General features: G+C 69.1%; 24 protein-coding genes. 11 read left to right on the plus strand and 13 right to left on the minus strand.

The window, feature by feature from the left end:
* Positions 1–26 precede the first annotated feature (26 nt).
* A complete protein-coding gene (locus NZ773_12775) occupies positions 27–515 on the plus strand; it encodes a DUF6391 domain-containing protein (protein MCS6802798.1) in 489 nt (162 codons plus the stop codon).
* Here the strand turns inward: NZ773_12775 and NZ773_12780 are convergent.
* Positions 459–1,298 carry an ABC transporter substrate-binding protein gene (locus NZ773_12780; GenBank protein MCS6802799.1) on the minus strand — a complete coding sequence of 280 codons (840 nt, stop codon included), beginning with the start codon at positions 1,296–1,298 and terminating at the stop codon, positions 459–461. The genes NZ773_12775 and NZ773_12780 overlap by 57 nt on opposite strands.
* Positions 1,299–1,402: 104 nt before the next feature.
* Between NZ773_12780 and asd the strand changes: the two genes are divergently transcribed.
* The 4 genes from asd (at position 1,403) to NZ773_12800 (ending at position 5,499) form a co-directional block, all read left to right on the plus strand.
* Positions 1,403–2,482, plus strand: a complete 1,080-nt coding sequence (gene asd / locus NZ773_12785) for an aspartate-semialdehyde dehydrogenase (GenBank protein ID MCS6802800.1) — start codon at positions 1,403–1,405, stop codon at positions 2,480–2,482.
* Complete coding sequence (locus NZ773_12790) at positions 2,479–4,722, plus strand: CoA transferase (protein ID MCS6802801.1); 2,244 nt, start codon at positions 2,479–2,481, stop codon at positions 4,720–4,722. Before asd ends, NZ773_12790 begins: the two co-directional genes overlap by 4 nt.
* A 69-nt stretch (positions 4,723–4,791) precedes the next feature.
* Positions 4,792–5,058, plus strand: coding sequence for a hypothetical protein (locus NZ773_12795; GenBank protein MCS6802802.1), 267 nt, complete (start codon positions 4,792–4,794; stop codon positions 5,056–5,058).
* Positions 5,059–5,070: 12 nt separating this feature from the next.
* The gene (locus tag NZ773_12800; GenBank protein MCS6802803.1) at positions 5,071–5,499 is read left to right on the plus strand and encodes a globin; all 429 of its coding nucleotides are present in this window, start codon (positions 5,071–5,073) and stop codon (positions 5,497–5,499) included.
* A gap of 332 nt (positions 5,500–5,831) precedes the next feature.
* Here the strand turns inward: NZ773_12800 and NZ773_12805 are convergent, their stop codons facing one another.
* Positions 5,832–6,800 carry a biotin-dependent carboxyltransferase family protein gene (locus NZ773_12805; GenBank protein ID MCS6802804.1) on the minus strand — a complete coding sequence of 323 codons (969 nt, stop codon included), beginning with the start codon at positions 6,798–6,800 and terminating at the stop codon, positions 5,832–5,834.
* The gene (gene pxpB / locus NZ773_12810; protein MCS6802805.1) at positions 6,797–7,429 is read right to left on the minus strand and encodes a 5-oxoprolinase subunit PxpB; all 633 of its coding nucleotides are present in this window, start codon (positions 7,427–7,429) and stop codon (positions 6,797–6,799) included. Before pxpB ends, NZ773_12805 begins: the two co-directional genes overlap by 4 nt.
* Before the next feature lie 50 nt (positions 7,430–7,479).
* Here pxpB and NZ773_12815 point away from each other — a divergent pair, with 50 nt between their 5' ends.
* Complete coding sequence (locus tag NZ773_12815; GenBank protein MCS6802806.1) at positions 7,480–8,253, plus strand: LamB/YcsF family protein; 774 nt, start codon at positions 7,480–7,482, stop codon at positions 8,251–8,253.
* On the opposite strand, the gene NZ773_12820 is transcribed toward NZ773_12815, so the two are convergent.
* The gene (locus tag NZ773_12820; GenBank protein ID MCS6802807.1) at positions 8,240–8,713 is read right to left on the minus strand and encodes a pyridoxamine 5'-phosphate oxidase family protein; all 474 of its coding nucleotides are present in this window, start codon (positions 8,711–8,713) and stop codon (positions 8,240–8,242) included. The genes NZ773_12815 and NZ773_12820 overlap by 14 nt on opposite strands.
* 94 nt (positions 8,714–8,807) lie before the next feature.
* On the opposite strand from NZ773_12820, the gene NZ773_12825 reads away from it, so the two are divergent.
* Positions 8,808–10,355 carry an FAD-dependent oxidoreductase gene (locus tag NZ773_12825; GenBank protein ID MCS6802808.1) on the plus strand — a complete coding sequence of 516 codons (1,548 nt, stop codon included), beginning with the start codon at positions 8,808–8,810 and terminating at the stop codon, positions 10,353–10,355.
* Here NZ773_12825 and NZ773_12830 read toward each other — a convergent pair.
* The 3 genes from NZ773_12830 to meaB all read right to left on the minus strand — a co-directional run bounded on the left by NZ773_12830 (position 10,352) and on the right by meaB (position 13,611).
* Entirely contained in the window at positions 10,352–11,698 is a 1,347-nt protein-coding gene (locus tag NZ773_12830) for a S8 family serine peptidase (GenBank protein ID MCS6802809.1), read from the minus strand. The genes NZ773_12825 and NZ773_12830 overlap by 4 nt on opposite strands.
* A gap of 180 nt (positions 11,699–11,878) precedes the next feature.
* A complete protein-coding gene (locus NZ773_12835; protein ID MCS6802810.1) occupies positions 11,879–12,673 on the minus strand; it encodes a hypothetical protein in 795 nt (264 codons plus the stop codon).
* Positions 12,670–13,611, minus strand: a complete 942-nt coding sequence (meaB, locus tag NZ773_12840) for a methylmalonyl Co-A mutase-associated GTPase MeaB (GenBank protein MCS6802811.1) — start codon at positions 13,609–13,611, stop codon at positions 12,670–12,672. The genes NZ773_12835 and meaB overlap by 4 nt, the downstream gene beginning before the upstream one ends.
* A 65-nt stretch (positions 13,612–13,676) precedes the next feature.
* On the opposite strand from meaB, the gene NZ773_12845 reads away from it, so the two are divergent.
* From NZ773_12845 to NZ773_12860, 4 genes are all read left to right on the plus strand, one after another.
* Complete coding sequence (locus NZ773_12845) at positions 13,677–16,526, plus strand: hypothetical protein (GenBank protein ID MCS6802812.1); 2,850 nt, start codon at positions 13,677–13,679, stop codon at positions 16,524–16,526.
* Positions 16,527–16,676: 150 nt separating this feature from the next.
* On the plus strand, positions 16,677–16,970 hold the full coding sequence (locus tag NZ773_12850; GenBank protein ID MCS6802813.1) for a MoaD family protein: 294 nt from the start codon (positions 16,677–16,679) through the stop codon (positions 16,968–16,970).
* A complete protein-coding gene (locus NZ773_12855; GenBank protein ID MCS6802814.1) occupies positions 16,957–17,895 on the plus strand; it encodes a cysteine synthase family protein in 939 nt (312 codons plus the stop codon). Before NZ773_12850 ends, NZ773_12855 begins: the two co-directional genes overlap by 14 nt.
* A gap of 563 nt (positions 17,896–18,458) precedes the next feature.
* Entirely contained in the window at positions 18,459–19,004 is a 546-nt protein-coding gene (locus tag NZ773_12860; protein ID MCS6802815.1) for a GNAT family N-acetyltransferase, read from the plus strand.
* Here NZ773_12860 and NZ773_12865 read toward each other — a convergent pair.
* From NZ773_12865 to NZ773_12890, 6 genes are all read right to left on the minus strand, one after another.
* A complete protein-coding gene (locus tag NZ773_12865; GenBank protein ID MCS6802816.1) occupies positions 18,912–19,994 on the minus strand; it encodes a M20/M25/M40 family metallo-hydrolase in 1,083 nt (360 codons plus the stop codon). The genes NZ773_12860 and NZ773_12865 overlap by 93 nt on opposite strands.
* On the minus strand, positions 19,991–21,193 hold the full coding sequence (locus tag NZ773_12870; GenBank protein MCS6802817.1) for a 2-phospho-L-lactate transferase CofD family protein: 1,203 nt from the start codon (positions 21,191–21,193) through the stop codon (positions 19,991–19,993). Before NZ773_12870 ends, NZ773_12865 begins: the two co-directional genes overlap by 4 nt.
* A 5-nt stretch (positions 21,194–21,198) precedes the next feature.
* Complete coding sequence (glmS, locus tag NZ773_12875; GenBank protein ID MCS6802818.1) at positions 21,199–23,049, minus strand: glutamine--fructose-6-phosphate transaminase (isomerizing); 1,851 nt, start codon at positions 23,047–23,049, stop codon at positions 21,199–21,201.
* A 175-nt stretch (positions 23,050–23,224) separates the two neighbouring features.
* A complete protein-coding gene (locus tag NZ773_12880) occupies positions 23,225–24,577 on the minus strand; it encodes a UDP-glucose/GDP-mannose dehydrogenase family protein (GenBank protein ID MCS6802819.1) in 1,353 nt (450 codons plus the stop codon).
* A gap of 119 nt (positions 24,578–24,696) precedes the next feature.
* Positions 24,697–25,056 carry a hypothetical protein gene (locus NZ773_12885; protein ID MCS6802820.1) on the minus strand — a complete coding sequence of 120 codons (360 nt, stop codon included), beginning with the start codon at positions 25,054–25,056 and terminating at the stop codon, positions 24,697–24,699.
* Between the two features lie 6 nt (positions 25,057–25,062).
* Positions 25,063–26,298, minus strand: a complete 1,236-nt coding sequence (locus NZ773_12890) for an aspartate kinase (GenBank protein ID MCS6802821.1) — start codon at positions 26,296–26,298, stop codon at positions 25,063–25,065.
* Between the last annotated feature and the right edge of the window lie 64 nt (positions 26,299–26,362).

Consider the following 26,362-nt stretch of genomic DNA (forward strand, 5'->3'; position numbering starts at 1 on the left):
TTCCGTGGCGAGAACAGGAGCGCGCCATGCCTCTTCCCTTGCTCGACGCCACGCGCGCGAACCATGCCCTCGAACACGCGACAATCACCATCCTCCTCGGGCGGCTGTCGCGCCCGGTCCGCATGGTCGGGCGCGCTACTCCCGGAGGGTTTTACCTCCACGGCGACGTGCCGACCGCGGAGCTGACCGCGGCGGTTGAGGAGGCGCTCGCCCGCCTGCAAGCCGGCGAGGCGCGTCTTGCCATCTCGCCCCTCTGCGGCACCAACCTTGCTGTCGCCGGCGTGCTCGCCGGGCTGTCCTCGGTGCTCGCCTTCAGCGCCGCCAACCGGCCCGACCGCTGGCTGCGCGCTATCCTCGCGGCGACCGGCGCGGTGCTGCTCGCCCAGCCGCTCGGCCAGCTCGTCCAGCGCCACGTGACGACCTCGCCGAACCTGCGCGGAATGCGCATCAAACGCATTCTACGGACTGGCCGCGGGGCGTGGACCATTCACCGCGTCGAGACCGCCTGGTCGTAGCCACTTCGCTTCGATCCGATCGAGCGTTCCATCAGCGCGCATCGCGGCCAGCATCGCGTCGATCTCAACCAGCAGCCCCTCGTCGCCGCGCCGCGCCGCCACCACGAACGGCTCGAGCGTGAAGGGCGGACCGGCGATGACAACGCCGCTCGTTGGGCCGGCGGCCTCCACCGCCGACAACCGGTCGAGGATGCCCGCGCTCGCCTGGCCGTCGCGCACTGCCGCCACGACGGCCGCCGGCGAATCGCGGGTCAGCACCGCGATGTGGCCGCCGGCGGCCAGCCGTCGCCCTTCGATCTCGCCGGTGCTGCCAAGCTCAACGGCGATCGTGCCGCGCAGCGCCGCCGGACCGGGCGGCGGCGCCGTTCCAGCGCGGACAAGAATGACCTGCCCCGCGTTGAAATAGGGCGCGCTGTAGATCACGTCGCGGCGGTATTCCGGCAGCGGGGGGATGCCTGAGATGATGATGTCGAACCGGCGCTGAAGCAGGCCGTCGAACAGCGCCCCGATATCCATCCCGATGAAGTCCGGCCGCACGTTGAGGCGCCGCGCGAGTTCGACCGCGACATCGACGTCGAAGCCGGACAGGTTGCCCCGGCTGTCAAGCGAAGCGATCGGCGGGTAGCTCGGGTCTATCCCGATCTTGAGCACGCCCTGAAGACGCGCTTGGGCAGCCCGGGGGTTCGGCGGCGGAGCCGGCGGGCGGACGCTCGCGCCGAGGAGCAATGCGCCCACCACACTTCCGAAGGCAACAACCCCGATCGCGCGCAGCAGCCGGTCCATCGCCCCAATGCTAGCGGCTCGCGGCCGGACGAAGCCCGGGAAACCGTTACACTTCTTCCGGGGTCGATCCGTTCGTTCCCGACGAACCACTCTTGGAGATGGTGATGGCACGCCTCCGCACGGCGGTGATCGGCGCGACCGGCGTCGTTGGTCAGCAGTTCCTCGTGGCGCTGCGCGGGCATCCGTGGTTTGCGGTTGAGGGGCTGGTCGCATCCTCGCGCTCGGCCGGAAAGCCGTACCGCGAGGCCATCCGCGACGGCGCGGGCGCGCTCCGCTGGTACGTCGCCGAGCCGCCGCCGCCCGAATTGCTCGACCTGCCGGTGAGTGCGCTCGAAGACTTCGACCCGGAGCGCTACGACCTGATCTTCTCGGCGGTCGAGTCGGATTTGGCCAAGGAGATCGAGCCGCGCTTCGGCGCCGTCCGTCCGGTCGTGACGACGGCCTCGGCGTTCCGCTACTTCGAGGACACGCCGCTCGTCATCCCCGGCGTCAACAACGACCATATTCAGCTGGTCCGTCGCCAGCAAGCGGCGCGCGGCTGGAAAGGGTTTGTCGTTCCTCAGCCGAACTGCACCACCACCGGTCTCGCGATCACGCTCAAACCGCTGCACGATCGCTTCGGCCTCCGGCTCGTTGTGATGACCTCGCTCCAAGCGCTCTCCGGCGCTGGCCGCTCGCCCGGGGTCGCCGGGCTCGACATCCTCGATAACGTCATCCCGTACATCCCGAACGAGGAAGAGAAGGTGCAGCGCGAGACTCGGAAGATCCTCGGCACGCTGACGGACGACGGGATCGTGCCGGCGCGCTTCGCCGTCTCCTGCACCTGCACCCGCGTCAATGTGCTCGACGGCCATACAGAGACGGTTTTCGTCTCGCTCGACCGGCCGGCGACGCTCGACGAGGTGAAAGCGGCGCTTCGGGAATATGATGGGTTCGGCTCGCTGCGCTTGCCGTCGGCGCCGCCGGAGTACATCCTCGTTCACGATGACCCGTTCCGTCCTCAGCCCCGCCTCGACCGCGACACGAACGAGGGCATGACGACGGTCGTCGGCCGCCTGCGCGCCGACCCGGCGCTTGAGAACGGCGTCAAGTACGTGCTTGTCTCGCACAATACCAAGATGGGCGCAGCGCGGGGCGCGGTGCTGACCGCCGAGCTGCTTGTCTGCGAGGGGCTGCTGGGGTGAGCCCGGGCGCCCTCGCCGGCGTGCGCGTCGTCGATGCAGCGACCGGCTGGGCTGCCCTCGCAGGACGGCTGCTCGCCGACCTCGGCGCTGCGGTGGTCAAACTGGAGCCGCTCGCCGGCGAACCGGGGCGCACGGCGCCGCCGCTCGTCGCCGGCGAAAGCTTGCCCTTCTGGCGGCGCAATCTTGGAAAGCGGGTTGTCCGCCTGGCGCCGGAAGACCCTCGTCTCGGCGCACTGCTGGCGTCGGCCGATGTCGTGATCGAGGGCGGGCCGGCACAGCCCTTCGACCTCGCGCCGCTCGTCGCGGAGCGTCCCGACCTGATTGTTGCTGCTCTCCGTCCGTTCGGCGCCGGTCCGCGAGCCGCTTGGCGGGCGACCGACCTTATTGCCCAGGCGGCTGGCGGGATGCTCGCCCTCAACGGCGCGCCCGACCGCGAGCCCTTGGCTGTCGCCGGCGAACCAGCCTATGCCCTCGCGGCGCACTATCTCGTCGGCGGTGTGCTTCTCGCGCTCCGCGCGCGGCGCACGGTCGGCGTTGGCCAGCGGGTTGAGGTGACGCTGCAGGAGGCGGTCGCCTCGGCGATCGAGCCGGTCGGCGCGCTCTACAACGCCGAGGGCCGGGTCGTTCGCCGCAGCGGCGACCTCCATTGGGTGCGCGGCTACGCCATTGTCCCCTGCGCCGACGGAGATGTCGCCGTCGCCTGGAACCGCAATTTCCCGCATCTTGTCGCGCTGCTGGCGAGCGACGGCATGGCCGACGATCTCACCGATGAGCGCTATCTCGACCCGGCGGTTATCGACGCTGAGATCGATCATCTTCGCGCCGTGATCGGCCGTTGGGCGGCGACGCGGACACGCGCCGAGATTTTCCACCGCGCCCAAGAGCTGCGGCTGCAATGGGCGCCCGTCAACCGGCCGGCGGACGTGCTGGCCGACCCCCAGCTGGCGGCGCGCCGCTTCTTCACTTGGCTGCCCGGGCCGGGCGGGCGGCTGCCCGTCGCAGGAACGCCAGCGCAGCTTTCGCGGACGCCGTGGCGGCCTGGTCGGGCGGCGACACCGGCGTCCGCCGTCGCCCGGCAGGCGCTGCCGCGCCAAGCGCCCCCGCCCGGCGCACGGGGAGCGCTCGCCGGTATCCGCGTGCTCGACTTCACCTGGGTGCTTGCTGGGCCGTACGGGACGCGCATTCTTGCCGACCACGGCGCGGAGGTCATCAAAGTCCAGACCGACCGCAAGCTGGTCGGCTATGTCGGCGACGGCTACTTCGCGACGTGGAACCGCAACAAGCGCAGCATCACCCTCGACCTCGACTCCGCGGAGGCGCGCGCGCTGGCGCGGCGGCTGGTCGCGCTCTGTGATGTCGTCGCCGACAACTTTTCCGCGCGCGTGATGCGTCAGTGGGGGCTGGATGACGAGACGCTGCTCGCGATCAAGCCGGACCTGATCATCGCGCATCTGACCGGCATGGGACGGAGCGGCCCCTATGAGCACTACGTGTCCTACGGGCCGACGGCGCAGGCGCTCTGCGGCATGAGCGCCCTCACTGCCTACGGGCCGGGCGAGCGGCCGCTTGGTCTCGGCTTCTCGCTCTCCGACCATATCGCTGGGCTGGTGATGGCGAACGCGATCCTCGCTGCGCTCGACCATCGCGACCGCACTGGCGAGGGCCAGGTGATCGACGTCTCCCAGTTCGAGGCGTCCGCCAGTTTCCTCGAGGAGGCGTATCTTGAGGCTGCTGCCGGCCTCCCCGTCGACCCGCGCGGGAATAGGGGCGACCGGGGCTCGGTTGGGCCGGTCGGGCTCTTCCGCTGTGCCGGCGACGACCGTTGGCTTGCCGTGGAGGTCGAGACGAGCGAGCAGCAGGCGGCGCTCGCGCGACTGCTCGGCGTGCCGGTCGCCGACCTCGCTGCAGCGCTCGCGGCCTGGGCAAGCGAGCAGGACGCCGATGCCGCGATGCGGCTGCTCCAAGGCATCGGCGTCGCGGCAAGCGTTGTCGCGACCGCCGTCGACCTAGTCGAGCGCGACGAAGGGCTGCGGGAACGGGGGTTTTGGTGGATGGCCGCGCATCCGACGCTCGGCCTCTTCCGCACCGACGGGTCGCCGATCCGGCTGGAGAGAACGCCGCCGCCGGCGCCCCGCCCGAGCCCGCTGCTTGGTCAACATAATAGTGAGGTCTTCGTCGACCTCCTCGGCCTCGCTCCGGAAGAGGTCGCGCGGCTGGCAGCGGCGGGGGTGATCCGCTGAGGCGGCCTATAATCGTGGCCGGACGACCAGTACGATACGCTTGCCGGAGCGGTGCGGGGTGAGAGAGTGATGACGACGAAGGCAACAGTGTGGGTGTGCGGCGGCGTGGTGGGCGTGATGCTGGCGCTTGCGGCGTGCCAAGGCCCAGCGGTGACGCCCGGCCGTGCCGACCTTCCGCCGACGGCCGCGGCGTTCGCCACGGAGCTGAGCGCCGTCCAGACTCAGGTCGCGACCATGCTGCCCGGCATCCAAACCCAAGCGGCGACAGCGCTGCCCGCGCTGCAGACCCAAGCGGCGAATGCCGCGGCGACCGCAACCGCCGCTGCCCGGCGCTGAGCGAGGCGTTCGATGAGCAACCGACGCAGTATCTACGACCAGGTCGGCGGGGAGGCGACCTTTTTTGCCCTCGTCGACCGCTTCTACGCCGGGGTCGCGACCGACCCTATCTTGCGGCCGATGTATCCAGAAGGGGACCTCGCCGAAGCGCGGCGCAAGCTGGCGCTTTTCTTCATCCAGTATTTCGGCGGGCCGATGACCTATTCCGCGGAGCGCGGTCATCCGCGGCTGCGGATGCGGCACCTGCCCTTCCCGATCGACAAGGCCGCTCGCGACGCTTGGATGCGTCACATGCATCGCGCGCTCGATGAGACGCCGCTGCCGGAGGAGATCCGCGCAGAGATGCGCGCCTACTTCGAGCGGACGGCGACCTTCCTGATCAACCGAGTGCCCGACGGCACGCTGCCGGTCCGCAGCGTTGTCGAGCCGTCGGAGCACTAAAAACTCAATAGAAGGGTCATTATGCCCAGTTTTTCAGGAGCGCGGCCGCGCCGACGGACGAGAGCGCCCTGAGCGCAGCGCGCCGGCATCCGGGCAGCTCGTGCTGACTCGTCTTGGCGGCGCGCCGAGCGTGGAAGCCCGCGAACGCGCAGCGGAACCCGTCCCGCGCTAAGCGCTCGCGGGCGGCGCCTTTCAGCGCCGGAGCTCGGGATCGCTGTCCCCGCGCTCGGAGGGAGCGTTGCCTCACTCGGACGGCGCCTGCTCGCTGAAGCCGCACAGCTCCCCGCTCGGCGGACCGGCGATGGCGCGCCGCGGGGCAGGCGCGTGCATCGTTACGTCAACTTCCCGGCTGAGCGTGCCAGCTCCCAGCCGAAATCGTCGCTCTCGACTGGAGGGAGAGACCGCGCAGCGCGCCGGGCCTCCTCGAGCGTGGTCAGCGCGAACCGGACTGGATCGCCCGGCGCGCGCTGGGCGAGGAGCGGCAGGTCGGCCCGAATGACGACTGCCAGCACGGGATAGCCGCCGGTCGGCTGGTGGTCGGCGAGCAGAACGATCGGCTGGCCGTCGCCGGGCACTTGGATCGCGCCAAGCGGCAGCCCAAGCGAGGGAACATCGGCGCGGCGCGGGGCGATGGCTGGTCCCTCCAGCCGGGCGCCCATCCGGTTCGACTCGGGCGCGAGCCGCCATTCCGCCCCGACGAGCCGGGCGAGCGCGTCCGGCGGGAACCGCCGTCGGTGGGGGCCCGGAACGACGCGCACGGCCTCTTCGAGCCCGAGGTCGTGCTCGGCGGCGCGGCCGGCGCGTGCGGGCGGGTCCGGAATGAGGAAGGCGGCGAGCGTGTCACCCGCCTGAAGCCCTCGCCCGCCCAGCCCGCCGAAGCCGCCGGCAAGGTCGGTGCTGCGCGAGCCGAGGACGACGGGAACGTCGAGACCGCCGGCGACGGCGAGATAGGCACGCGCGCCGCGCCGGCGCTCGCCGAACGCGACCGTTGCGCCGCGCTGCGCTGCGACGCTCCACCCGGGCGAGACAGGACGCCCGTCGACCGTCATCCCGAGGTCGGCGCCGGCCAGCCCGAGGATGGCGGCACGGAGCAGGCGCAGCACAGGTCCCGCGAGGGTGATCTCCAGCAGCGCGGCCTCGTCGGCGTTGCCGGCGAGCCGGTTTGCCAGCGCCGCCGACCTAGCATCGAGCGCGCCACCGGCTGCGACGCCGAACTGGCCGAACCGTGCCCGCGGCCGGATATCCTGCACTGTCGTCAGCAATCCGCCTGTCAGCACCTCGAAGACGGGGGCGCTTCTCACGTCGCGATGAACCGCACCCGATCGCCCGGCATCAGCCGCGCCGGGGGCACGGCTGCCGGGTCGAAGAGGGTGACCGCCGTGCGGCCGACGAGACGCCAGCCGCCGGGGGTCGCCCGCGGGTAGATCCCTGCCCAGCCATCGGCGAGCGCGACCGCCCCCGCCGGCACGCGCACGCGCGGCGTTGCCAAGCGCGGGACCGCAAGCCGGCGCGGCAGCCCGATCAGATAGGGGAAACCGGGCGCGAAGCCGAGGAACGCAACTGTCAGCCGAGCGCGGACGAGCGCGTTGATCACGCCCTCGGGCGAGAGCCCGGCGAACTGAGCGACCTCGTCTAGATCTGGTCCGTCTGCGCCGCCGAACGCGACGGGAATGTGATGTTCGCGGCTCGCTGCCGCCGCCAGCGGCGCCGCCAGCGCTGCCCGCGCTGCGGCCGCGATCGTTTGCTCGTCAATGCTGTCCAGCTCGACGAGCACGCTCGTTGCGCCGGGAATAACGGCTGCAACGCCCGGCAGCCCATCGAGCGCGCAGCTAAGCTGGGCGACGCGGCGCGCCGCGGCAACGCTCGGCCGGCGCGCGATCTCGATCAGCAGCGCTCGCTCGCCGAAGGGACGCAGCCGCCACTCGCTCACGCCTCCATGGTATACCTTGCTCAAGACACGAGACAGCAGGGCCGATGACGATGCGTTCTGTAGACTTCAACGCCGATCTTGGCGAGAGCTTTGGCCGCTGGACGCTCGGCGACGACACGGCGCTCCTCCCGTTGATCTCGAGCGCGAACGTCGCCTGCGGGTTCCACGCCGGCGACCCGGCGGTGATCGACGAGACCGTTGCCCGCTGCCGCGAGGCTGGCGTCGCCGTCGGCGCCCAGCCGAGCTATCCCGACCTTCAGGGGTTCGGGCGCCGGTCGATGGCACTCACCCCCCGGGAGATCGAGCAAATCGTTCTTTATCAGGTCGGTGCCGTTGCCGCCTTCTGCGCCGCTCACGGCGTTCCGCTGACGCATGTCAAGCCGCACGGCGCTCTCTACAACGATGCGGTGACCGATCCCGTTCGCGCGCGCGCCATCGCGCGCGGCGTCGCCCGGGCTTGGCCCGGCCTCCCGCTGGTCGGCTTGGCGGGGTCAGCGCCGTTCGAGGAGGCGGCGCGCCGCGAAGGGCTGCCGTTCGTGCCGGAAGCGTTTGCCGACCGCCGCTACCTGCCCGACGGGACGCTGCAGCCGCGCTCCGCTCCCGGCGCGCTCATCGTTGACCCTGACGAAGCGGCAGAGCAAGCGCTCATGATCGCGCGCGACGGCGCGGTGCGCTGCATCGATGGCAGCGTCATGACGCTCCGGGCCGAGACGATCTGCTTTCACGGCGATACGCCCGGCGCGCCAGCCATCATCGCCGCGGCGCGCCAGCGGCTGGAACGTGCCGGGATCGAGGTCCGCTCCTTCGCGCTCAGAAGTCTGTGAAGCGAAACCACTCTTCCCCGCCGAGCACACCTTGGATGCGCAGGCGCTGGGGCAGATAGCGATAGGTGGCGTGCGCGTCCGGCCCGGTGCGATCGAGCAGTTCCTGCATGCGCGGACCGCTCTTCGAGATACGCCGCGCCAGCAGCCGCAGCTTCTCCTCGCCTTCCACCAGCTCGGCGATCGTGTCGAGCTGGATCAGCCAGCGCATCGGCTCGTGCTCGAGGTGGCTCCACGACCAGACGAAGGTCGCTCGCGGGTCGCGGGCGAGTTCGCGCGTTTTCAGGCTGCCTGCGCGCGTGAGCGTCTCGATCACCCAGCCCTGATTGAAATAGCCCATCAGCCGGATGCGCGGAAAGCCGCGCGCGGGATAGGTGATCATTTGGACGTTCTTCATCCGGCTGATGTGGTCGAGCGCGATGGCGCGCGCCCGCGCCGCCAGGTCGGCCGGCTGCTCCCTCATGAGATCCCTCCGCTCACGCAGTGTAGCCCATCGCTATAATCGCCGGAGCGGAGGCAGTCCTGCTGAGCGTCATCTTGCGGAATGGGCAGGCCTCATGACTGAGCGCGCTGATACGGTGATCATCGGCGGGGGGACCGCCGGCTGCGTTCTTGCCAACCGTCTCTCGGTTCACCCTGACCACACTGTCGTGGTGCTGGAAGCGGGACCCGACTTTGGCCCGGTTGCCGAAGGCCGCTGGCCGCCCGAACTGGTCGGCGGGGCCTATGTCGAAACCGACTACGACTGGGGCTACGAGATCGTGGTCCACGGTCAGCGGCTGCGCTACACCCGCGGACGGGTGATCGGCGGCTCGTCGGCAGTCAACGCCACCGGCATCAGCTGGGGGCTGCGGCGCGACTACGACGCGTGGGCGGCGGCGGGCAATCCCGGCTGGAGCTTCGACGACCTCGTGCCATTCTTCAAGCGGGTTGAGCGCTTCGAGGGAGAAGGGCTGCCCGCCCGCGGACGTGACGGCATGCTGCCGGTCACAAAGGTCGAGAGCACCTCGCCCTTTCTGGAAGCGCTCAAAGAGTCGTTCGAGGCCGCTGGCCTGCCGCCGGCTGATATCGGCGGCCCCGACGCGATCGAGGGGTACGGCGTGACGACGCGCAATCAGCGGGACGGCCGTCGCATCCACGCGGCCGAGGCGTACCTCGACCCGGCGCGCGGCCGGCCAAACCTGACCATTATCGACGAAGCGGTCGTCGACCGGATCGAGTGGCGGGACGGCCGGGCGACGGCGGTCCGCTACCTGCGCCGCGGCGAGGAGCGCGTGATCGCGGCGGGACGCGTCGTCCTCGCGGCCGGTGCAATCGGCGACCCGCTCGTGCTTCAGCGGTCGGGCATCGGCCCGGAGGAGCGGCTGCGCCGCCTCCTGCCGCCGGGGCGCGCCATCCATCCCCTGCCCGGGGTCGGGCAGAACCTGCACGATCACTTTGGCACCCGCGCCTACTACCGGCCGTCGCTCCAGTTCTACCGGCTGCTGGCCGAGCGCGATCCTGCTTTGCCGCCGGATGGCCGCTTCAGCATCTCGGCGCGCGTCCGCAGCGACCGTCGGCTCGACGCGTACGACCTGAACATCGGGATCGCCCATACTGCCCGGCCGCAGCGGCCGGCGAATCCGCTGGCGCCCCTGCCGGATGTCATCACCGCGATTGTCTTTCTCGTTCACCTGAAGGGGACCGGGTCGGTCGCAATTTCAGGACCGGACCCCGCCGACCCGCCGGTCATCGACCCCGGCATCGGCGACAACGACGATATCGAAGCGGTCGCGCGCGGGGTCGAATGGGTACGCGCGCGCTTTGCGCACCGCTCGATGTGGGACTGGGTCGGCCTCGAAGAGCTGCCCGGTCCGGCGGTGAACGGTCCCTCGATCCGCGCTTGGGTGCGCAATCATCTCGCGCTCTATCACCACCCGACCGGAACCTGCAAGATGGGTCCGTCGAGCGACCCCCTCGCGGTCGTCGACCAGGCCGGCAAGGTCTACGGATTTGACAATCTCTACGTTGCCGACGCTGCCATCATGCCGAGCATTCCGCGGGGCATGATCATTCTCACCGTCTATGCGATCGCGGAGAAGATCGCTGCGGGGCTCGCCGCCTAATAGCTTGCCAGCGGCACGAAGACGGAGAAGGCGGAGCGCGGGAGCGACCCGCTCGGCGCCTCCGGCGGCGCGGGGCGCGTCGGCGCAGGGGAGGCGGGAGTCGGTGTCGGCGTGGCGGTCGGGACGGGCGTTGGAGTGGAAGGGAGAGGCGTCGGCGTGGGGGTCGGATGGAGATTGCTGATCCGGCGCGCCCAGGCGGCAGCGTCAATCCGGCCCGCGCCATACTCGTCGTCGCGTCCCGGCGGGCCGAGATCGAGCGCCGTCTCAATGATCTGCTGGCGGACGTGGTCGGCGGTGAGCGAGGGCGTTCGCGACCAGATAAGCGCTGCCAGCCCGGCGACCATCGGCGAGGCCATCGACGTGCCCGAGAGGGAAAGATACCCGCCGCCGCGGTAGGTGCTGAGGATGCCGACGCCGGGAGCGGCGACGCCGACCGCGCTGCCTCGTGTGCTGAAGCTCGCTCGGCGGTCAGCGGCGTCGGTCGCGGCGACGGCGAGCACTCCTCGCGAGGCGCCAGGATAGACTGGGGTATTCCCGTTCGCGCCGGTGTTGCCGGCAGAGGCGACGATCAGCATGCCGGCAGCAGTCGCCCGATCGATCGCGTCTTGGAGCGCGACCGAGTTTGTCGTCGTCCCGAGGCTGATATTGACAATCTTCACCCCTCGCTCGCGGGCATACTCCAGCGCTAGGATCAGGTCGGACCCGTAGCCCGCACCGCTCCCGTTCAGCACTTTCAGAGGCAGGATCGGCACTCCCCAAGCCAGGCCGGCCACCCCGATGCCGTTATTGCCGGCAGCAGCGATGATGCCGGCAACGTGGGTGCCGTGGCCGTAATCGTCGTTCGGGGAGTCGTTTTTGTCGACAAAGTTCCATCCTGGCAGGATGCGGCCAGCGAATTCAGGATGGGCAAGGTCGATGCCCGAGTCGATGACGGCGACGGTGATCGCGGCAGTGCCGGTGATGATGCTCCACGCGACCGGCGCGCCGATCTTCGGCAGTGCCCATTGCTCTGGGTAGCGGTTGTCGTTCGGTTCGAGCTGAGCGTAGATCGGGAAATCGCGCTCGATGTGGCGGACGCGGGGGTCGCGCCGCAAAGCGGCAACGGTTGCCTCCTCGCTGCCGGGCGCGGGCGTGATGATTGCAACGTGCTCGGACTGCGCGAGGCGTGGTATCCCCGCGGGTCCCGGCGGCTGGGCGTCCCCCGTTACCGGCGCATAAAGCACGATCAGCCGCCCAGACGGGTTGTCTGGCTCGGCGGCTTGTCCGATCTCCGGCGCCCGGACAATGAGGAACCCCGCGCCGCCCGCCAGGACGAAACAGAGGAAGAGCAAGCTGGGACGCATGCCGCCCGCGCGCTCGAGAAATTGCGCCGCTCGGCCGAGAACTCCGGCGTCGCTGGATGCGCGCTCCTAGGGCGTATTTCGGTCTGCAGCGCTTCATTCCGAAGAGGCTCGCGCGAGAACTGGGCAAGAAATCCCACGGCGCTCTCGGAAAGAGCGTCTTGCGGATGGATCCAAAAAGTCCTACCGCCGGTAGCTCCACTCGCTTGACCGGTAGAAAGCGATCAAGGCGGGGAGGCGCTCGCGCTCCGCTGCGGTCAGCGTTCCCCGGTCAAGCGGTCCGACCGTTGCCGCAAACCCCGCGACGATCGCCGCGCAGATCGCTGCAAGCGGAGGGAGCGGGAGCAGTTCCTCGAGCGCAGTCGCCTCGCGCTCGAGGCGCGCGACCAGCGCCTCCCGGTCGCTAACCGCGAGCCGCTCCGCGAGGGCCCGACGGTCGAGCGAAAGAGGGAGGCTGCCGTGCTGCAGCACTGCGCCGTCCCGACGGAGCTGGGCGCTTCCGACAAGCTTGCGCCCGCCGGCAGTCAGTTCATAGGCTGAGGGGATGTCGTAGCACGCCGGTCCGCTCGGCCGCGGCGCGCGCGGACGCGGCAGCGCAATCGCCAGCGCCGGCACGCCAAGCTGCGCCAGCCCAGCGGCGAGCGCGGCGGCGATCCGCTGCGCGGCAAGGGCAATTCCGCCGACGACGAGGGGGTCGTCCGCGCGCGCGATGACCGCGTAGGTGATCTCGCGGTCGTGCAGCAGCGCTCGCCCGCCGGTTGGCCGTCGCACCCAAGCGCGGCCGGGCGTTCCCGGGGGGGCGGCGAGCGCTCGCTCCACCGCTTGGAACGCGCCGAGGGAGAGACAGGGCGGCGACCACTGATACAGCCGCAGAGTGGGCGGCGCCTGCCCAGCGGCGACCGCGTGGTGGATGGCGGTGTCGATCGCCATGTTGGTGGCGCCGTCAGCGGCGGGGTCAAGCAGGAGACGCCACGTCACTGCGTCGGTAGGATCGCTTCGATCAAGCGGTCGGCGGCGCTGTACGGGTCGAGCTTGCGCGCGGCCACCTCGGCGACCACCTCCTCGAAGAGAGTGCTGTCGCCGACCGCTCGGCTCAGGCGTGCCAGCAGTCTCGTCCGGGTCACTTCCAGCACGCGGCGCTCAGCTTGGCGCCGCGTCAGGCGGTCGAGCCGGCTGCTCGCCGCGAGATAGGCGAAGTGGGCGTCGATCTCTTCGCGCAGCCGGTCGACCCCCTCGCCCGTGGTCGCAACGGTAGGCACTATCGGCGGCGGTCGATCGAGCGGCGCGCCGAGCGCGATCATGGTGCGCAGCTGACGGACCACGGCATCCGCGCCCTCGCGGTCTGCCTTGTTGACGACGAAGATGTCGGCGACCTCGAGCAGGCCGGCCTTCATCGCTTGGATATCGTCGCCCATCCCCGGCACGAGCACGACGATCGTCGTGTGCGCCTCGCGGACGATGTCGACTTCGGCTTGGCCGACACCGACGGTCTCCACGACAATAACATCGTTGCCGACTGCGTCGAGGATGGTGATGACATCGCCGGTCGTCTCGGCCAGTCCGCCGAGCGCTTCGCGCGCCGCCATCGACTTGATGAAGACGCCGGGGTCGCCCGCGAGGTCTTGCATGCGGATGCGGTCGCCGAGCACTGCGCCGCCGCTCAGGGGGCTGCTCGGGTCGACCGGAACGATCGCCACGCGCTTCCCTTGCCGCCGCATGGCGAGCGCCAGCGCATTGACCAGTGTGCTCTTGCCAGAGCCGGGCGCGCCAGTGATCCCGACGACGTGGGCGTGTCCTGAGCGCGGATAGAGGGCGCGGAGGGCAGCGCGCCCGTCGGGAGTTCCGTCTTCGACGCGCCGCAACAGCTGTCCGAGCGCCCGGCGGTCTCCCGCAAGGGCGCGATCAACGAGGTTCATCGCTGCTCCTATCTCGAAGCAATTGTCGCGGATCGGCGCGCGGCGCGACCTCTACACTTTCTACCATGCCGAGCGCGGGCTCTCTCCTGACCGGTTCTTTCACCGCTCGGGTGGCGAAGACGCGGCTGACGCCCGGGCTGTCGCTCGTCGTGCTGGGCGGCGCTCTCGCGCTCGTTCTCTGGCCGCTCTTCGCCGTTTCGCTTCCGGTCACCCATGACGGGCTCAACCATCTGCAGCGCCTCGTCGCGTTCGACGCGCTGCTGCGGAGCGGCCTTCTCTATCCGCGCTGGTATCCGATGTTCGCCTCGGGCTATGGCTATCCCCTCGGCAATTTCTATCCGCCGCTCGCGCTGTATGTCGCGGAGCTGCCGCTGCTGGCGGGCGCCGGGCCGACGCTCGCGCTGAAGCTGGCGTTCGCCCTCGCCCTTGGCGGGGCGGCGGCGGGCGCCGCGCTCTTCATCGGGCGGGTGACGGGCGCTGCTCCCGCAGGGGTGCTGGGCGGGGTCGCCTTTCTTGCCGCGCCGTATTTCGTTGCGACGGTGTATGACCGCGGAGCTCTGCCGGAAGCGCTCGCGCTCGCGCTGCTGCCGTGGTCGCTCTGGGCGATCGATCGCTGGGGTGGCGGCCGAGCTGGCCTGCCGCTGCTCGCCGCTCTCCTTGCTGCTCTCGTGATGACGCACCTCGTCGTCGCTGCGGCTGGCTGGGCCCTTGCTGCGCTCTGGTGGGGCGCTGCCTCGCGGAGGCCGCTCTGGCGGCTGCCGCTGCCGTTCCTGATCGCGGCCGGCTTGTCGGCCTTCGTCTGGCTCCCCGCGGCACTCGAAGCGCCGGCGGTCTCGCTTGACAACTTTGCGCGGAGCACGAGCGCGGCGGCGAACGCGCTTCCGCTCCGCGATCTCGTCGATCGAGCGCTGATCTCCGAAGTGGGGACATTCCCCTACCGTTTGGGGCTGATTCAAGTTGTCCTTGCGGGGATCGGGTTCCTTGCCGCGCTGCCTGTCCGCGGCGCCCGGCGCGCGGCCGTGATTGCGCTTCTCCTCTTCGCAGGATGCGCTCTTGCGGCCACGACGCTCGCCGCCTCCCTCTGGGCCCAGCCGGCGCTCCAAGCAGTCCAATTTCCTTGGCGGCTGCTCGGCCCGGCGTCGCTCTTTGCGGCTCTGCTCATCGGATTCCTCGCCAGGGGCCGGTTGGGGTGGGGAATTGCGCTTGCCGGCGCGGCGCTGCTGCTCCTCGGGGGGGTGGGCGGACTGCGTCCGGCCGACCGCGAGGTTGACGACCGCACGCTCTCGGTCGGCGGGGCCGCCCGACGGGAGTGGACAGAGGGGACGATCGGCACCACCACCGCTGCCGAGTATCTGCCGGCCGCGGCGCGTGCGGCCTACGCGCCGGGCCCGCTGCCCGCAGCGATCACGGCTGACGCGCCGCCGCTCCGCTCGGCTCGCCTCGAGTCGTGGACCCCGCTCGGCTGGCGGCTGGCCGTCGTCGCGGACGAGCCGACCGTGCTTCGTCTCCATCAGTTTGCGTTCCCCGGCTGGTCGGCATGGGTCGACGGGGCGCCGACGCCGGTTCGCGCCGACGGGCCGCTTGGACTGGCCACCGTCGCGCTTCCCCCCGGGGAGCACACCGTTGACGTTCGCTTCACGACAACGCCCCCGCGGATGGCAGGAGCGCTGCTGAGCGGGCTGACAGCGGTTGGGCTGGGATGGCTGATCGCGCCGGCGGCGGCCGCCGGCGCTGCTGCCGGGATGCTCGCGCTGGGGATCGCGCTGGCGCTGCTGCCGCTGCCGCGCAGTTCGACGCTGACCCCGGCCGATCTCGGCGGCATCTGGCTGACCGGGGGCACCGCGGAGGCCGGGCATGACCGCGTGACGACGACGCTCATCTGGCTCGCGGCTCAGCCCGGGGGTGAGCGGCTGACAGTTCGACTCCGCGACGAGAGCGGAAGGCTGCTCGCCGAGGCGGTTGGGTATCCCCTGTGGAACACCGCGACCCGCTGGTCGGCAAACGAACTGATCTCCGACCAGCGGGCGCTGGCGATCCCGGCCGGCCCGGCGCGGCAGGCAACAATCGAGGTCGAGGCGGCGGGACGAACGGCTGTTGTCGGCAGCATCGCGCTGCCCGCGAGGACAGAGCGAGCGACCCCCCTTGCCAACCGGCTCGAAGCGCGTTTTGGGGAGCAGGTGGCCCTCACGGGCTGGGAGGTGACCGGCGTCGGCCCTGACCGGTCGCTCCAGCCGGGCGGCGCGGTCGACCTGACGCTCGAGTGGACGGCGCTCCGCAGCGTTGACGAGGACTATACGGTCTTCGTCCATCTAATCGGCCCGGATGGCCGCCGCTACGGCCAGTCCGACAGTCAGCCGGCAGCCGGGCTGGCGCCGACAACCCTTCTGCTGCCCAGCGCGCCGCTGCGCGAGCGGCGGCGGGTGCCGGTCGCGGCCGACGCGCCGCCGGGACGGTATCAGCTCGAGGTCGGCCTCTATCGGCTGGCAGGCGGCGACCGGCTGCCGCTGGCTGGCGGAGGCACAGCGGTCACGCTCGGGCCGTTCAAGATCGCGAGCCGGCCTGCTTCCCTGCCGGCAGTGGATCCGATCGAAGCGCAGTTCGGGCCGATTGCGCTTGCCGGCGGTCGTGCCGAACCGGAGGCGCTCACCCTCCTCTGGCGCGCTGTCGAGCCGCCGACCCGTGACCTGAGCGTTGCCGTGCACCTGCTGGACCCATCCGGGCGGCTGGTTGCCCAAGCTGACGGCCCGCCCGATGCCGGCCGCTACCCGACGAGCCTATGGTCGCGGGGGGAGCTGATCCTCGACCGCCGCCCGCTCCCCCGCGTCGCTGCCGACCGCGTCGCTGTCTGGCTGTATGACCCAGCGAGCGGAGCGCGGTTCGGGGAGCCGGCACTCCTCCCGCTCCTGCCGCGCTAGCTGCATCGCGCCCCCAGCAGCCTGCAGATGGCCGCCGACGCCATCGCTGGGAGCGGCAGGGGCAGATGTTGACTAACTTGACCTACAAGGTAGATACTGCCTTCATCACAGGTCGTCGCGACAAGCGCGTCAGGGTGGAGTGAGGAGAGAATGTCAGTGCAGGTTCGGCTTCCGGGCCCGCTCGAGTCGCTGACCGGCGGCAAGCGCGTGCTCGAAGCAGAAGGAACAACGGTGAGCGAGGTGCTTCGCCACCTGAGCGAGGTGTATCCCGGTCTGCGGGAGCGGGTCGTTGCCGAGAACGGCGAGATCCATCGGTTTGTCAACATCTACCTCAATGATGAGGACATACGGTTCATCGGCGGGATCGAGACCCCCGTCAAGGATGGCGATACGCTGGCGATCTTGCCGGCGCTCGCCGGCGGCGCCGACGATGAAGGTCGCTAATATCATCGAGGCGGTCGGCCGAACGCCGCTTGTCGAGCTCTCTACCCTCTCGCCGAAACCGGGGGTCCGGCTGTTTGCCAAGCTGGAGGGGGTGAACCCCGCCGGTTCGGTGAAGGACCGCGTCGCGCGGGCGATGATCCTTGAGGCAGAGGCGAGCGGGGCGCTCACGAAGGACAAGATCATCCTCGAGCCGACGAGCGGAAACACCGGGCTTGCCCTTGCTCTCCTCGGTCGACGGCTCGGCTACCGCGTGGCAGTCGTGCTGCCAGACAACGTCGGCCCCGAACGGCAGCAGGCGCTGCGCGCGTTCGGGGCCGAGATCATCTTTTCCGATGGGCGCTACGGCTCGAATGGCGCGATCCTCAAGGCGCAGGAGATCGCTACTCGCGATGCGCGCTATTTCATGCCGTTCCAATATGCCAATCCAGCGAACCCGCGGGCGCACTATGAGACGACCGGGCCGGAGATCCTTGCCGACCTCGAGGGCGAGGTCGATGTCTTTGTCGCCGGGCTCGGCACCGGCGGCACCTTGATGGGCGTCGGGCGCCGGCTGCGCGAAGTGAACCCGAAGGTGAAAGTCGTCGCGGTCGAGCCGCATCCCGGCGAGCAGGTCCAGGGGCTTCGCTCGCTCGCCGACGGCTATATCCCCCCCATCCTCGACCTCGCCCAGCTCGACGCGAAGTTCGTCGTCCGCTCGGCCGACGCCTTCGCCGGCGCGCGTCTCCTCTTGGAGCGGGAAGGGATCTTCTCTGGTGTCTCCGGCGGCGCGGTGATCCAGGGCGCGCTCCGCGCCGCGAGCCGCATCGAGCGGGGAAATGTCGTCGCGCTGCTCGCAGATGCGGGCTGGAAGTATCTCTCCGCAGGGTTCTGGACGGCGCCGCGCGACCAGTTTGAGCAGATGAGCGGCGACCAGCTCTGGTGGTGACCGGCGCCTCGACAACCGGTCCTGCCGGAGCGGCTGCTCGCCGGCGCCTCGCGGAGACGGCGCTCCCTCCGGCCGCGGAGGAGCTGCGCGCAGTGCGGTCTCCCCTGTCGATCCCGCGGTCGGCCCGGCGGCGGGCCATTCGCCGGCACGCATCCGCTCTCCCAGTCCGGCTGCGCGCCGACGGTCTGGGGGCGTCCTTTCGGACGAGGAGCAGCGAGGCGCAGCGTCTTCCGGGAGAGCGGAACCGTTTTCGCGGTCCTCGCGCCGCCGCGGCCTCCTGCTCGGCGTTCGGCCGATGACCGCCGCGGTGGCCTGCGCTGTCGTGCTCACGGCGTCAGAGAGCGTGGCGGTGAGCGCCCCAGTGGTGCACAACCCTCTCGCCAGAACTCGGCGGCCCGCCATCCCGGAGCGGCACGTTGCCGAGCTCTGGCTGCCGCCGGCGGCGAGCATGGGCAGAGAAACGCTCGTCTGCGCTGGCGGACGTCCCTTCCAGCGGGGGCGGCGCGCGCCGCGCCGTGTTGTGCGAAGTTCGGCCGGTTGGCTGGCCGCTCTATACTTCCTGCATGACGGTCGCAACGATCTTCCGCATCGTCCGCTTCAGCAAGAGCGACCTTGAGCACGAACGCAAGAAGCTGATCGCAACCTACTTCTCGGCCTATCGCCGTTTCCCGGAATATGCCTACCGCGATCCGGGCGAGGTCGAGGAGTACCTCAACTGGCTGTTTCGCGGGGACAAGAAGGGGTTTTTCGTCGCCCGGGCGGGGCGGGAGATAGTCGGCTGGATGTCGGTCCATGATTCATGGCGCGGCTGGCGAAGCGAGCAGCGGGAGGCGCAGGGCGAACTGCAGGAACTCGTTGTCGCTTCCGAATTTCAGGGGCAGGGGCTCGGGCGGCGGCTGCTCGCGCTCGCCATTCGTCACGTTGCGCACGCCAAGCGGCGCAGCATCGGCCTCTATGTTGGGGAGCGGAACGAGCCGGCGAAGCGCCTGTACGAGCGCTATGGCTTTACGGTCGAGTCACGCTGGAGTATTTGGCTCCGCATGCGCCGGCCAATCGACCCAGTCGTCGATGAGATGCTTGAGCGTATCCCGGACGACCCCAAGGTCTGACAGCCGCACGGTCTCGCGGTCGCTGTGCGCTGTGCCGAGCTCGCCGGCGCCGAACACCACCGCGGGGATCCCTTTCAGCACGAGGTTCTGCGCGTCGGTCCAGCTGGCCATCCCGCCGAGGCGTGGCGTCCTGCCGGCGCGCGCGACGGCTGCAGCAAGCCGGCGGACGATTTCCGTTTCGCTGTCCAACTCGAACCCGGGCGACTCGTCGAGGATAGTGAGCGTGCCCCCAAATTGGGCCACGACCTCGGCGACGGCCGCACGCGCCTCGGCGAGGTCGATGTGGGGCCAGATCCCGAGGTCGAAGCGGATGGTGCAGAACGGCGGCACCACGCCGACTTCGTAGCCGCCGGCGATGGTGCCGAGGGTGGTCCAGGGCGGGCCGAGAAGCGGATGGTCGGTGGTGAAGTAGGGAAGGGCGCAGATAGCGCGGTAGCAGTCGACAGCAGCGAGGATGGCATTGTGCCCGTACTGGGGCTGTGTCCCGTGCGCCGGCCGTCCCGGCATCCGCACCTCGCACTCGAGGAAGCCGCCTTGCGCCGGGCAGATCGCGAGGTCGGTCGGTTCGAGCACAACCGCCATCGCCGCTCGCGGCGCGAGCGCGAGCGAGCCGCGGCCCAGCCGCTCTTCATCAGCGGTGATTGCGACCTCACAGGGGCCGCGGCTCGCTTCGAGCGCGGCGAGCAGGGCGGCAATCTGCCCTTTGGTGTCGTTCACTGCTCGGCCGATGAGCAGGTCGCCTTCGCGCCGCAGCGTGAAGGGGTCAGGGTGGTCGTAGGGAGGGAAGGTATCGGCGTGGCTGCAGAGCAAAGGGCCGCCCTCGCCGCGCGTCGCGACGACATTGAATCGCCCCGGGAGGACCTCCTGCAGCTCGACCCGAAGCCCGAGCCGGTCAAGCGCTCGCGCAATGAAGCGTTGAACCTCAGTTTCGCTCTCGTGGGAAGGGAAGGCGATCAGCTCGGCGGTCAAGGCCGCCAGGTCGAGGCTCATCGCGCCGCGGCGAGCCGCCACGCTTCCGAGTTGAGGAGCTCGCTCACGGCGGCTCCCAGCTTGTCCGGGTCGTGACGGATGACCGTCAAGCTTTTATGGACGTCTCGCCCTTCCCGGTCGATGAACAGCTCTTCGCGCATGTCGGTCATGAGGTCTGCCTCGATGAGGAAGGCGCCTTCGATCAGCGTGAACTTGTCGGCGGTGTTCGCGAATGTCACCCGGCTGAGCATGGCCACGTTCGGATCGAAGACGACTTGCGACTGCTTCTTCTCGCGGTAGGCGGCGAGCAGCTTGTCGTTGGGCGGCCGCTTGTTCACCAGAATGTAGTCGATCTGGATCTTCGCCAGCGAGTGGATGGCGCGCACGTGATCGGCGACGGTGAACCCGTTGGTCTTGCCGGCCTGGGTCATGATGTTGCACACGAAGATCGTCTTTGCCGAACTGCGCCGAACGGCCTCGGCGATGTCGGGCACGAGCAGCGGCGGGATGACAGAGGCGAACAGGTCGCCCGGCCCGATGACGATAACTTCGGCCTTTTCGATCACCTCGAGGGCATCCGGGTTCGCCTCCGGCACGCCGCCGCCGACGCGCTGAACGCTGACGTGAGCGATCGGCTCGCCGCTCGTGCGTTGGAGGATCGCCGTTTCGCTCTCGAGGTGCGCGCCGTCGCGCGTGGTCGCCGTCACGATCACCTCATCGTTGCTGGCGCGCAGCACGCGGTCGCGCAGCAGGCCGAGCTCCGAGCGGGTGCGCGCTGGACCGCGGCCGAGAGTAATTCCCCACAGGTTTGCGGTCACGTTCTTCAGACCTCGGAGCGCGATCGAGAGCCCGGGCCCGCCGCCGATGCAGACGATGACCGGCGCGTTTCGCAGCGCCTTCTCGCGGTAGAGGATATCCACCAGCCGCTCGTCGCCGGTGGTCGCGAGGAACGGCTGAAGGAGGGAGCGGTTGAGGCGGATAATGGCGAAGGCAGTGAGGGCGACCCCCGCGCTGATAAAGAGCACGCCGCGGATCCACCGGTCGATGAACTGGAGCGTCAGCCAGTAGAACACCTCCGGCAAGGGGGCCTGGCGATAGATCGTCACCAGCAGGTAGCCGATCCCGAGGCTGATCATGGCAATGCCGACGAGGAGGGCGAGCACCCACCGCTTCACCCCCATCCCGACAATGAACCAGCGCAGGTCCGGACGCACGGCCATCGGCGCTATTCGACCGTCACGCTCTTCGCGAGGTTGCGCGGCTGATCGATGTCGCACCCGCGCGCAACACCACAATAGTAGGCGAGAAGCTGGAGCGCGACGACATTTGGGATCGGCGCGAGCAGGTCGTTGACGCGGGGAACGACGAGACAGTCGGTCAGCAGGGCGCGCAGTTCGGTATCGTCATCGGCAATGAGGCCGGCGACCCAAGCTTTGCGCGCCAGCACTTCTTGCACGTTCGAGACCATCTTCTCGTAGATCTCGCTCTGGGTCGCAATGGCGATCACGGGCGTTCCCGGTGCAAGCAGCGCCAAGGCACCGTGCTTCAGTTCGCCGGCGGCATACGCTTCCGAGTGGATGTAGCTGATCTCCTTCAGCTTGAGGCTGCCTTCGCGCGCGATCGGCTCGTCGAGATTGCGGCCGATAAAGTAGACGTCGTTGTGCTGGGCGAGGCGGTCGGCGAAGGCTTTGATCTGGTCGGCGTGAGCGAGCACGCGCTCAACGACCCCGTCGAGCGTCCGCAGCTCTTGGCTGAGGTGAGCGAGCAGTTTCTCGTGGTGATGGGGGCGGAACTGCGCGAGGTACATCAGCAGCAGATGCAGCGCGACAATTTGTGCGGTGAAGGCCTTGGTCGATGCAACCGCGATTTCCGGTCCGGCGCGCGTGAGCAGCACGTGGTCGGCGATCCGGCTGAGGGTGCTGCCGATGACGTTCGTGATGGCGATGACGCTCGCGCCCCGCTCCTGAACCCCGCGCACGGCGCTGACCGTATCGGCCGTTTCACCGGATTGCGAGATCGCGATCACGAGGTCGGGGGGGCCGCCGCCCGGCGGGCGGGAGCGGGGCGCCCCCGCGAGCGCCACCAGGACCGGCACGCCCAGCCTGGGCGCGCACCCATAATAACCGACCACACCGGCGTGAAAGGCGGTACCGCAGCCGAGAAAGAGCACGCGCCGCGCTCGGCGGATTACGCTTGGCGGGAGCAGGAACTCCTCGAGCATTACGCGGCCGTCGGCGAGCAGGCGGTCGCGCAGCGTATCGCGAATGGCGCGCGGCTGTTCCTCGATCTCCTTCAGCATAAAGTGGGGATAGCCGCCCCGCTCGGCGATGTCGGCGGGCCAGTCGACGCTCAAGACACGCTCGCTGGCAGGCCGGCGGCGCCCCACCACCGGCTCGGCGCGGAACAGGTCGACATGGACAGTGGTCGGCGTCAGGATGGCCATCTCGCCGTCTTCGAGGATCACCACCCGCTTCGTGAACCGCAGCAGCGAGGAGATATCGGACGCGACGAACAGCTCGCCGGCGCCGATCCCAATCACAAGCGGGGGGGTGTCGAGCTTGGCAGCGATCAGCGTGCCGGGGTGGAGACGCGAGGCGACGACCAGCGCAAACGACCCCGTCACCTGCCCGAGCGCCGCTTTGACCGCGGCTTCGAAGTTTCCGTCGTAGTGCAGGGCAACGAGGTGGGCGAACAATTCGGTGTCGGTCTGCGACCGGATGACGCACCCGCGCGCGCGCAAGCGCTCGCGCAGGTCGTTGGAATTCTCGAAAATGCCGTTATGGACGACGGCGAAATCGCCGGCGCTGTCGGTGTGCGGATGGGCGTTGACATCGCTCGGCTCGCCGTGGGTCGCCCAGCGGGTGTGGCCGATGCCCGTCGTGCCGGAGAGGGTGAGGCCGGCGAGCCGCGCGGCGAGGTCGCTGACTTTCCCGGCGCACTTGACTACCTGCAGCGCGCTCCCGTCGACGACAGCGACCCCTGCCGAGTCATAGCCGCGGTAGGTGAGATGGGTCAGCCCTGCCATGAGGACCGGCAAAGCTTGGTTGCTTCCGACGTAGCCGATTATGCCGCACACGGGCGCTCCTCACGCCGTGCGCCTCCGCGGGCGCAGGGCACGAAGACGGGGGGCAGCGCATCGCCGCGGCGCTCCAGGAGGCACACCTGAACAACGGCGGCGGCGGGGACAAGGTTCCGCGCGCCGCCAGCGGCAGAGCAGAGCGGCTGGGTCGAATGGGGCGCGGTCATCCGGATTACGAGCCGAGCACGCCGGCTGCTACTAGGCCGTTCGGGTCGTGCAGAACCCGCGGTCGGCCGCGCCCGATCCCGTAATAGATGAACCCCTCACGCCGCATCTCGCGCGGGTCATAGATATTCCGTCCATCGATAATAACGGGCCGCTCCATCACCCCCTTCAGCTGGCGAAGGTCGAGCTGTTTGAACTCGTTCCATTCGGTGACAACCACGAGGGCGTCGGCGCCCGTTGCCGCATCGTAGGGGTCACGCGCAAAGACGGTCTCCGGCGGCAGGTGCGGCCGCGCCTGCTCCATCGAGAGCGGATCGAAGACTCGCAATTTCGCGCCTTCGAGATGAAGGAGGTGGGCGATCTCCAGGGCCGGCGCTTCTCGCGTGTCGTCGGTCTGCGGCTTGAACGAGAGGCCGAGCAGCGCGATCGTCTTCCCGTCGAGCGAGCCCAAGATGTCGCGGAGGCGCAGCACCACAAGGCGGCGCTGCGAGCGGTTGATCTCCATCACCGCGTACAGAAGCTGGGGATGGCGCCCGTGGATTGCGGCCATGTGGGCGAGTGCCTGCACATCTTTCGGGAAGCAGGAGCCGCCATAGCCGACGCCCGCTTCAAGGAAGGCAGGACCGATCCGCTTGTCGAGCCCCATGCCGCGCGCGACTTCTTTAACATCTGCCCCCAGCTCGTCGCAGATGACGGCGATCTCATTGATGAAGCTGATGCGCGTCGCGAGGAAGGCGTTTGAGGCGTACTTGATCATCTCGGCGGTGCGCGTATCGGTGATGATCACCGGGGCGGCGAGCGGCTTGTGCAGTTCGGCGACCCGCTGCGCGGCTTCGTGATCTTCCGCTCCGAGGACGACGCGGTCAGGGTTCATGAAGTCGGAGATAGCGCTGCCCTCGCGCAGGAACTCAGGATTGGAGACGACGGCGAACTGGGCATTCGGATTGATCCGCCGGATGATCGTCGTGACGAGGTCGCCGGTGCCGATGGGCACGGTGCTCTTGTTGATGATGATCGTTGGTCCGCGCAGGCTCCGCGCGATCTGCTCGGCGGCGGCGCGCACATAGCGCAGGTCGGCTTCGCCGTCGACCCCAGAAGGGGTGCCGACGGCGATGAAGACAAACTCCGATTGGCCCACCGCGCGGTCGTAGTCGGTAGTGAAGTGGAGGCGCCCCGCTGCCATGTTGCGCCGGACCATTTCTTCTAGCCCGGGCTCGTAGATGGGCAGCTTCCCTTGGAGCAGGCCATTGACCTTGCGCTCGTCGATATCGACACCAATGACGCTGTTGCCGAGGTCGGCAAAGCACGTCGCTGTAGTCAGCCCGACGTAGCCAAGCCCAATGACGCTGATCTGCTTCACTCTCCCGTCCCTCCTTGGGTAGCTGGCGCTTCAGCGGCCGGACTGTCGCGCAGTATAGCGCCGCCTCTCTGCTCAGAACAACCGCCACTTACAGCGCCAGTGCGCAACAGCGCTTCGAGTTATCCTCCGGCGAGGAGCGCAACAAGGTTCACCAAGACCAGCGGATTGGTGACGAGCGCAATCGCGATCCCGAGAGCGTATCCCCACCCGAGCGAGAGCGAGGTGAGCCGACTGACAAGAAGGACACAGAGGCCGATCGTAATGAACGCGGTCGCAACTTGCGAGGCGATGATGAGGGGAGCCTCGCCGGGCCCATGGGGCGCCTGGGTGAAAGCGAGGGCATAGAGCACCGAGCCGAGCAAGAAGTTGAGCGGTCCGGCGAAAGCAGCGGTCACCGTCATCACCACGAGCCCGCGCCAATTCGGGGGTGCCGGGGGCGTCGCGGGGTGCTCTCGCGCTCGCTTTCGTTTCTTCGCCACGGGCGGCTAGGGGTTATCCCGCGTTTCGAGTTCGAACGCGGCATGAAGCGCCCGCACCGCATCCACGACCCGGTCAGCGGCAATAATGCAGGTGATCCGGATCTCGGAGGTCGTGATCATCTCGATGTTGATCCCGGCGCGGTACAGCGCGTCGAACATCCGCGCGGCGTAGCCGGGAGCGCTCTGCATCCCGCTCCCCACGATGCTCACCTTGCCGAGATCGCTGGTGGTGGTGACGGCCTCGGCGCCGATCGCTTTCGCCACCTCCTGCGTCAGCGCTGCCGCTTTCGGCAGGTCTGCCTTGGCGACCGAGTAGGACAGGTCGGTCTTCCCGTGATGCCCGGTGTTCTGGACGATGACATCGACCGAAATGCCGGCCTCGGCGAGCGGACCGAAAACCTGCGCGGCGATCCCGGGGCGGTCGGGCACGCCGATGATCGTTACCTTGCCGACGTTGAGATCGTGGGCGATTCCGCGCACTTTGTTGCCTTTCTCCATCGAAACTCCTCGGTGAATGAGGGTGCCCGGCCGGTCGTTGAAGCTGGAAGCGACGAGGATCGGCTGGTCAAACAGTTCCCCCAGTTCGACCGCGCGCGCTGCCATCACCTTTGCGCCCTGACTGGCCAGTTCCAGCATCTCTTCGTAGGAGATATCGTCAAGCTTCCGCGCCTCAGGGACGATGCGAGGGTCGGCCGTGAAGATCCCGTCAACGTCGGTGTAGATTTCGCAGGCCGCTGCCTCGAGCGCCGCCGCCAATGCCACGGCAGTGGTGTCGGAGCCGCCTCGGCCGAGCGTCGTGATGTCAAATTCCTCGGTAAAGCCTTGGAAGCCGGCGACGATCACGATCCGGCCGCGGTCCAATTCGCGGCGGATCCGCACGGGGTCGACATCGAGGATTCGTGCGGCGCCGTAGCGCGCTTCGGTGCGGATGCCGGCCTGGTAGCCGGTCAGGCTGATCGCCTCGTGGCCGAGGTCGCGCAGCGCCATCGCGAGCAGCGCAATCGAGACAATCTCCCCGGTCGAGAGCAAGAGGTCGAGCTCCCGCGGGTCGGGATTGGGGGTGATCTGGTGCGCCAGTTCGATCAGTTGGTCAGTCGTCTTCCCCATGGCGGAGACGACGACGACCACGCGCCGCGAGCGCTGCTGGTAGGTCGCGCTGACGCGGCGTGCGACATTGCGAATGCGCTCGGGGTCCGCGACAGAGCTGCCGCCATACTTCTGAACGATGATATCGGTTCGCACACTTCGTCTCCTCGCAAGAATTGTAGCGGCCGGTTGACGGGCCAAGGTCAACCCCTCACAATCT

This window comes from Dehalococcoidia bacterium (assembly GCA_025054935.1).
Classification (GTDB): domain Bacteria; phylum Chloroflexota; class Dehalococcoidia; order SpSt-223; family SpSt-223; genus JANWZD01.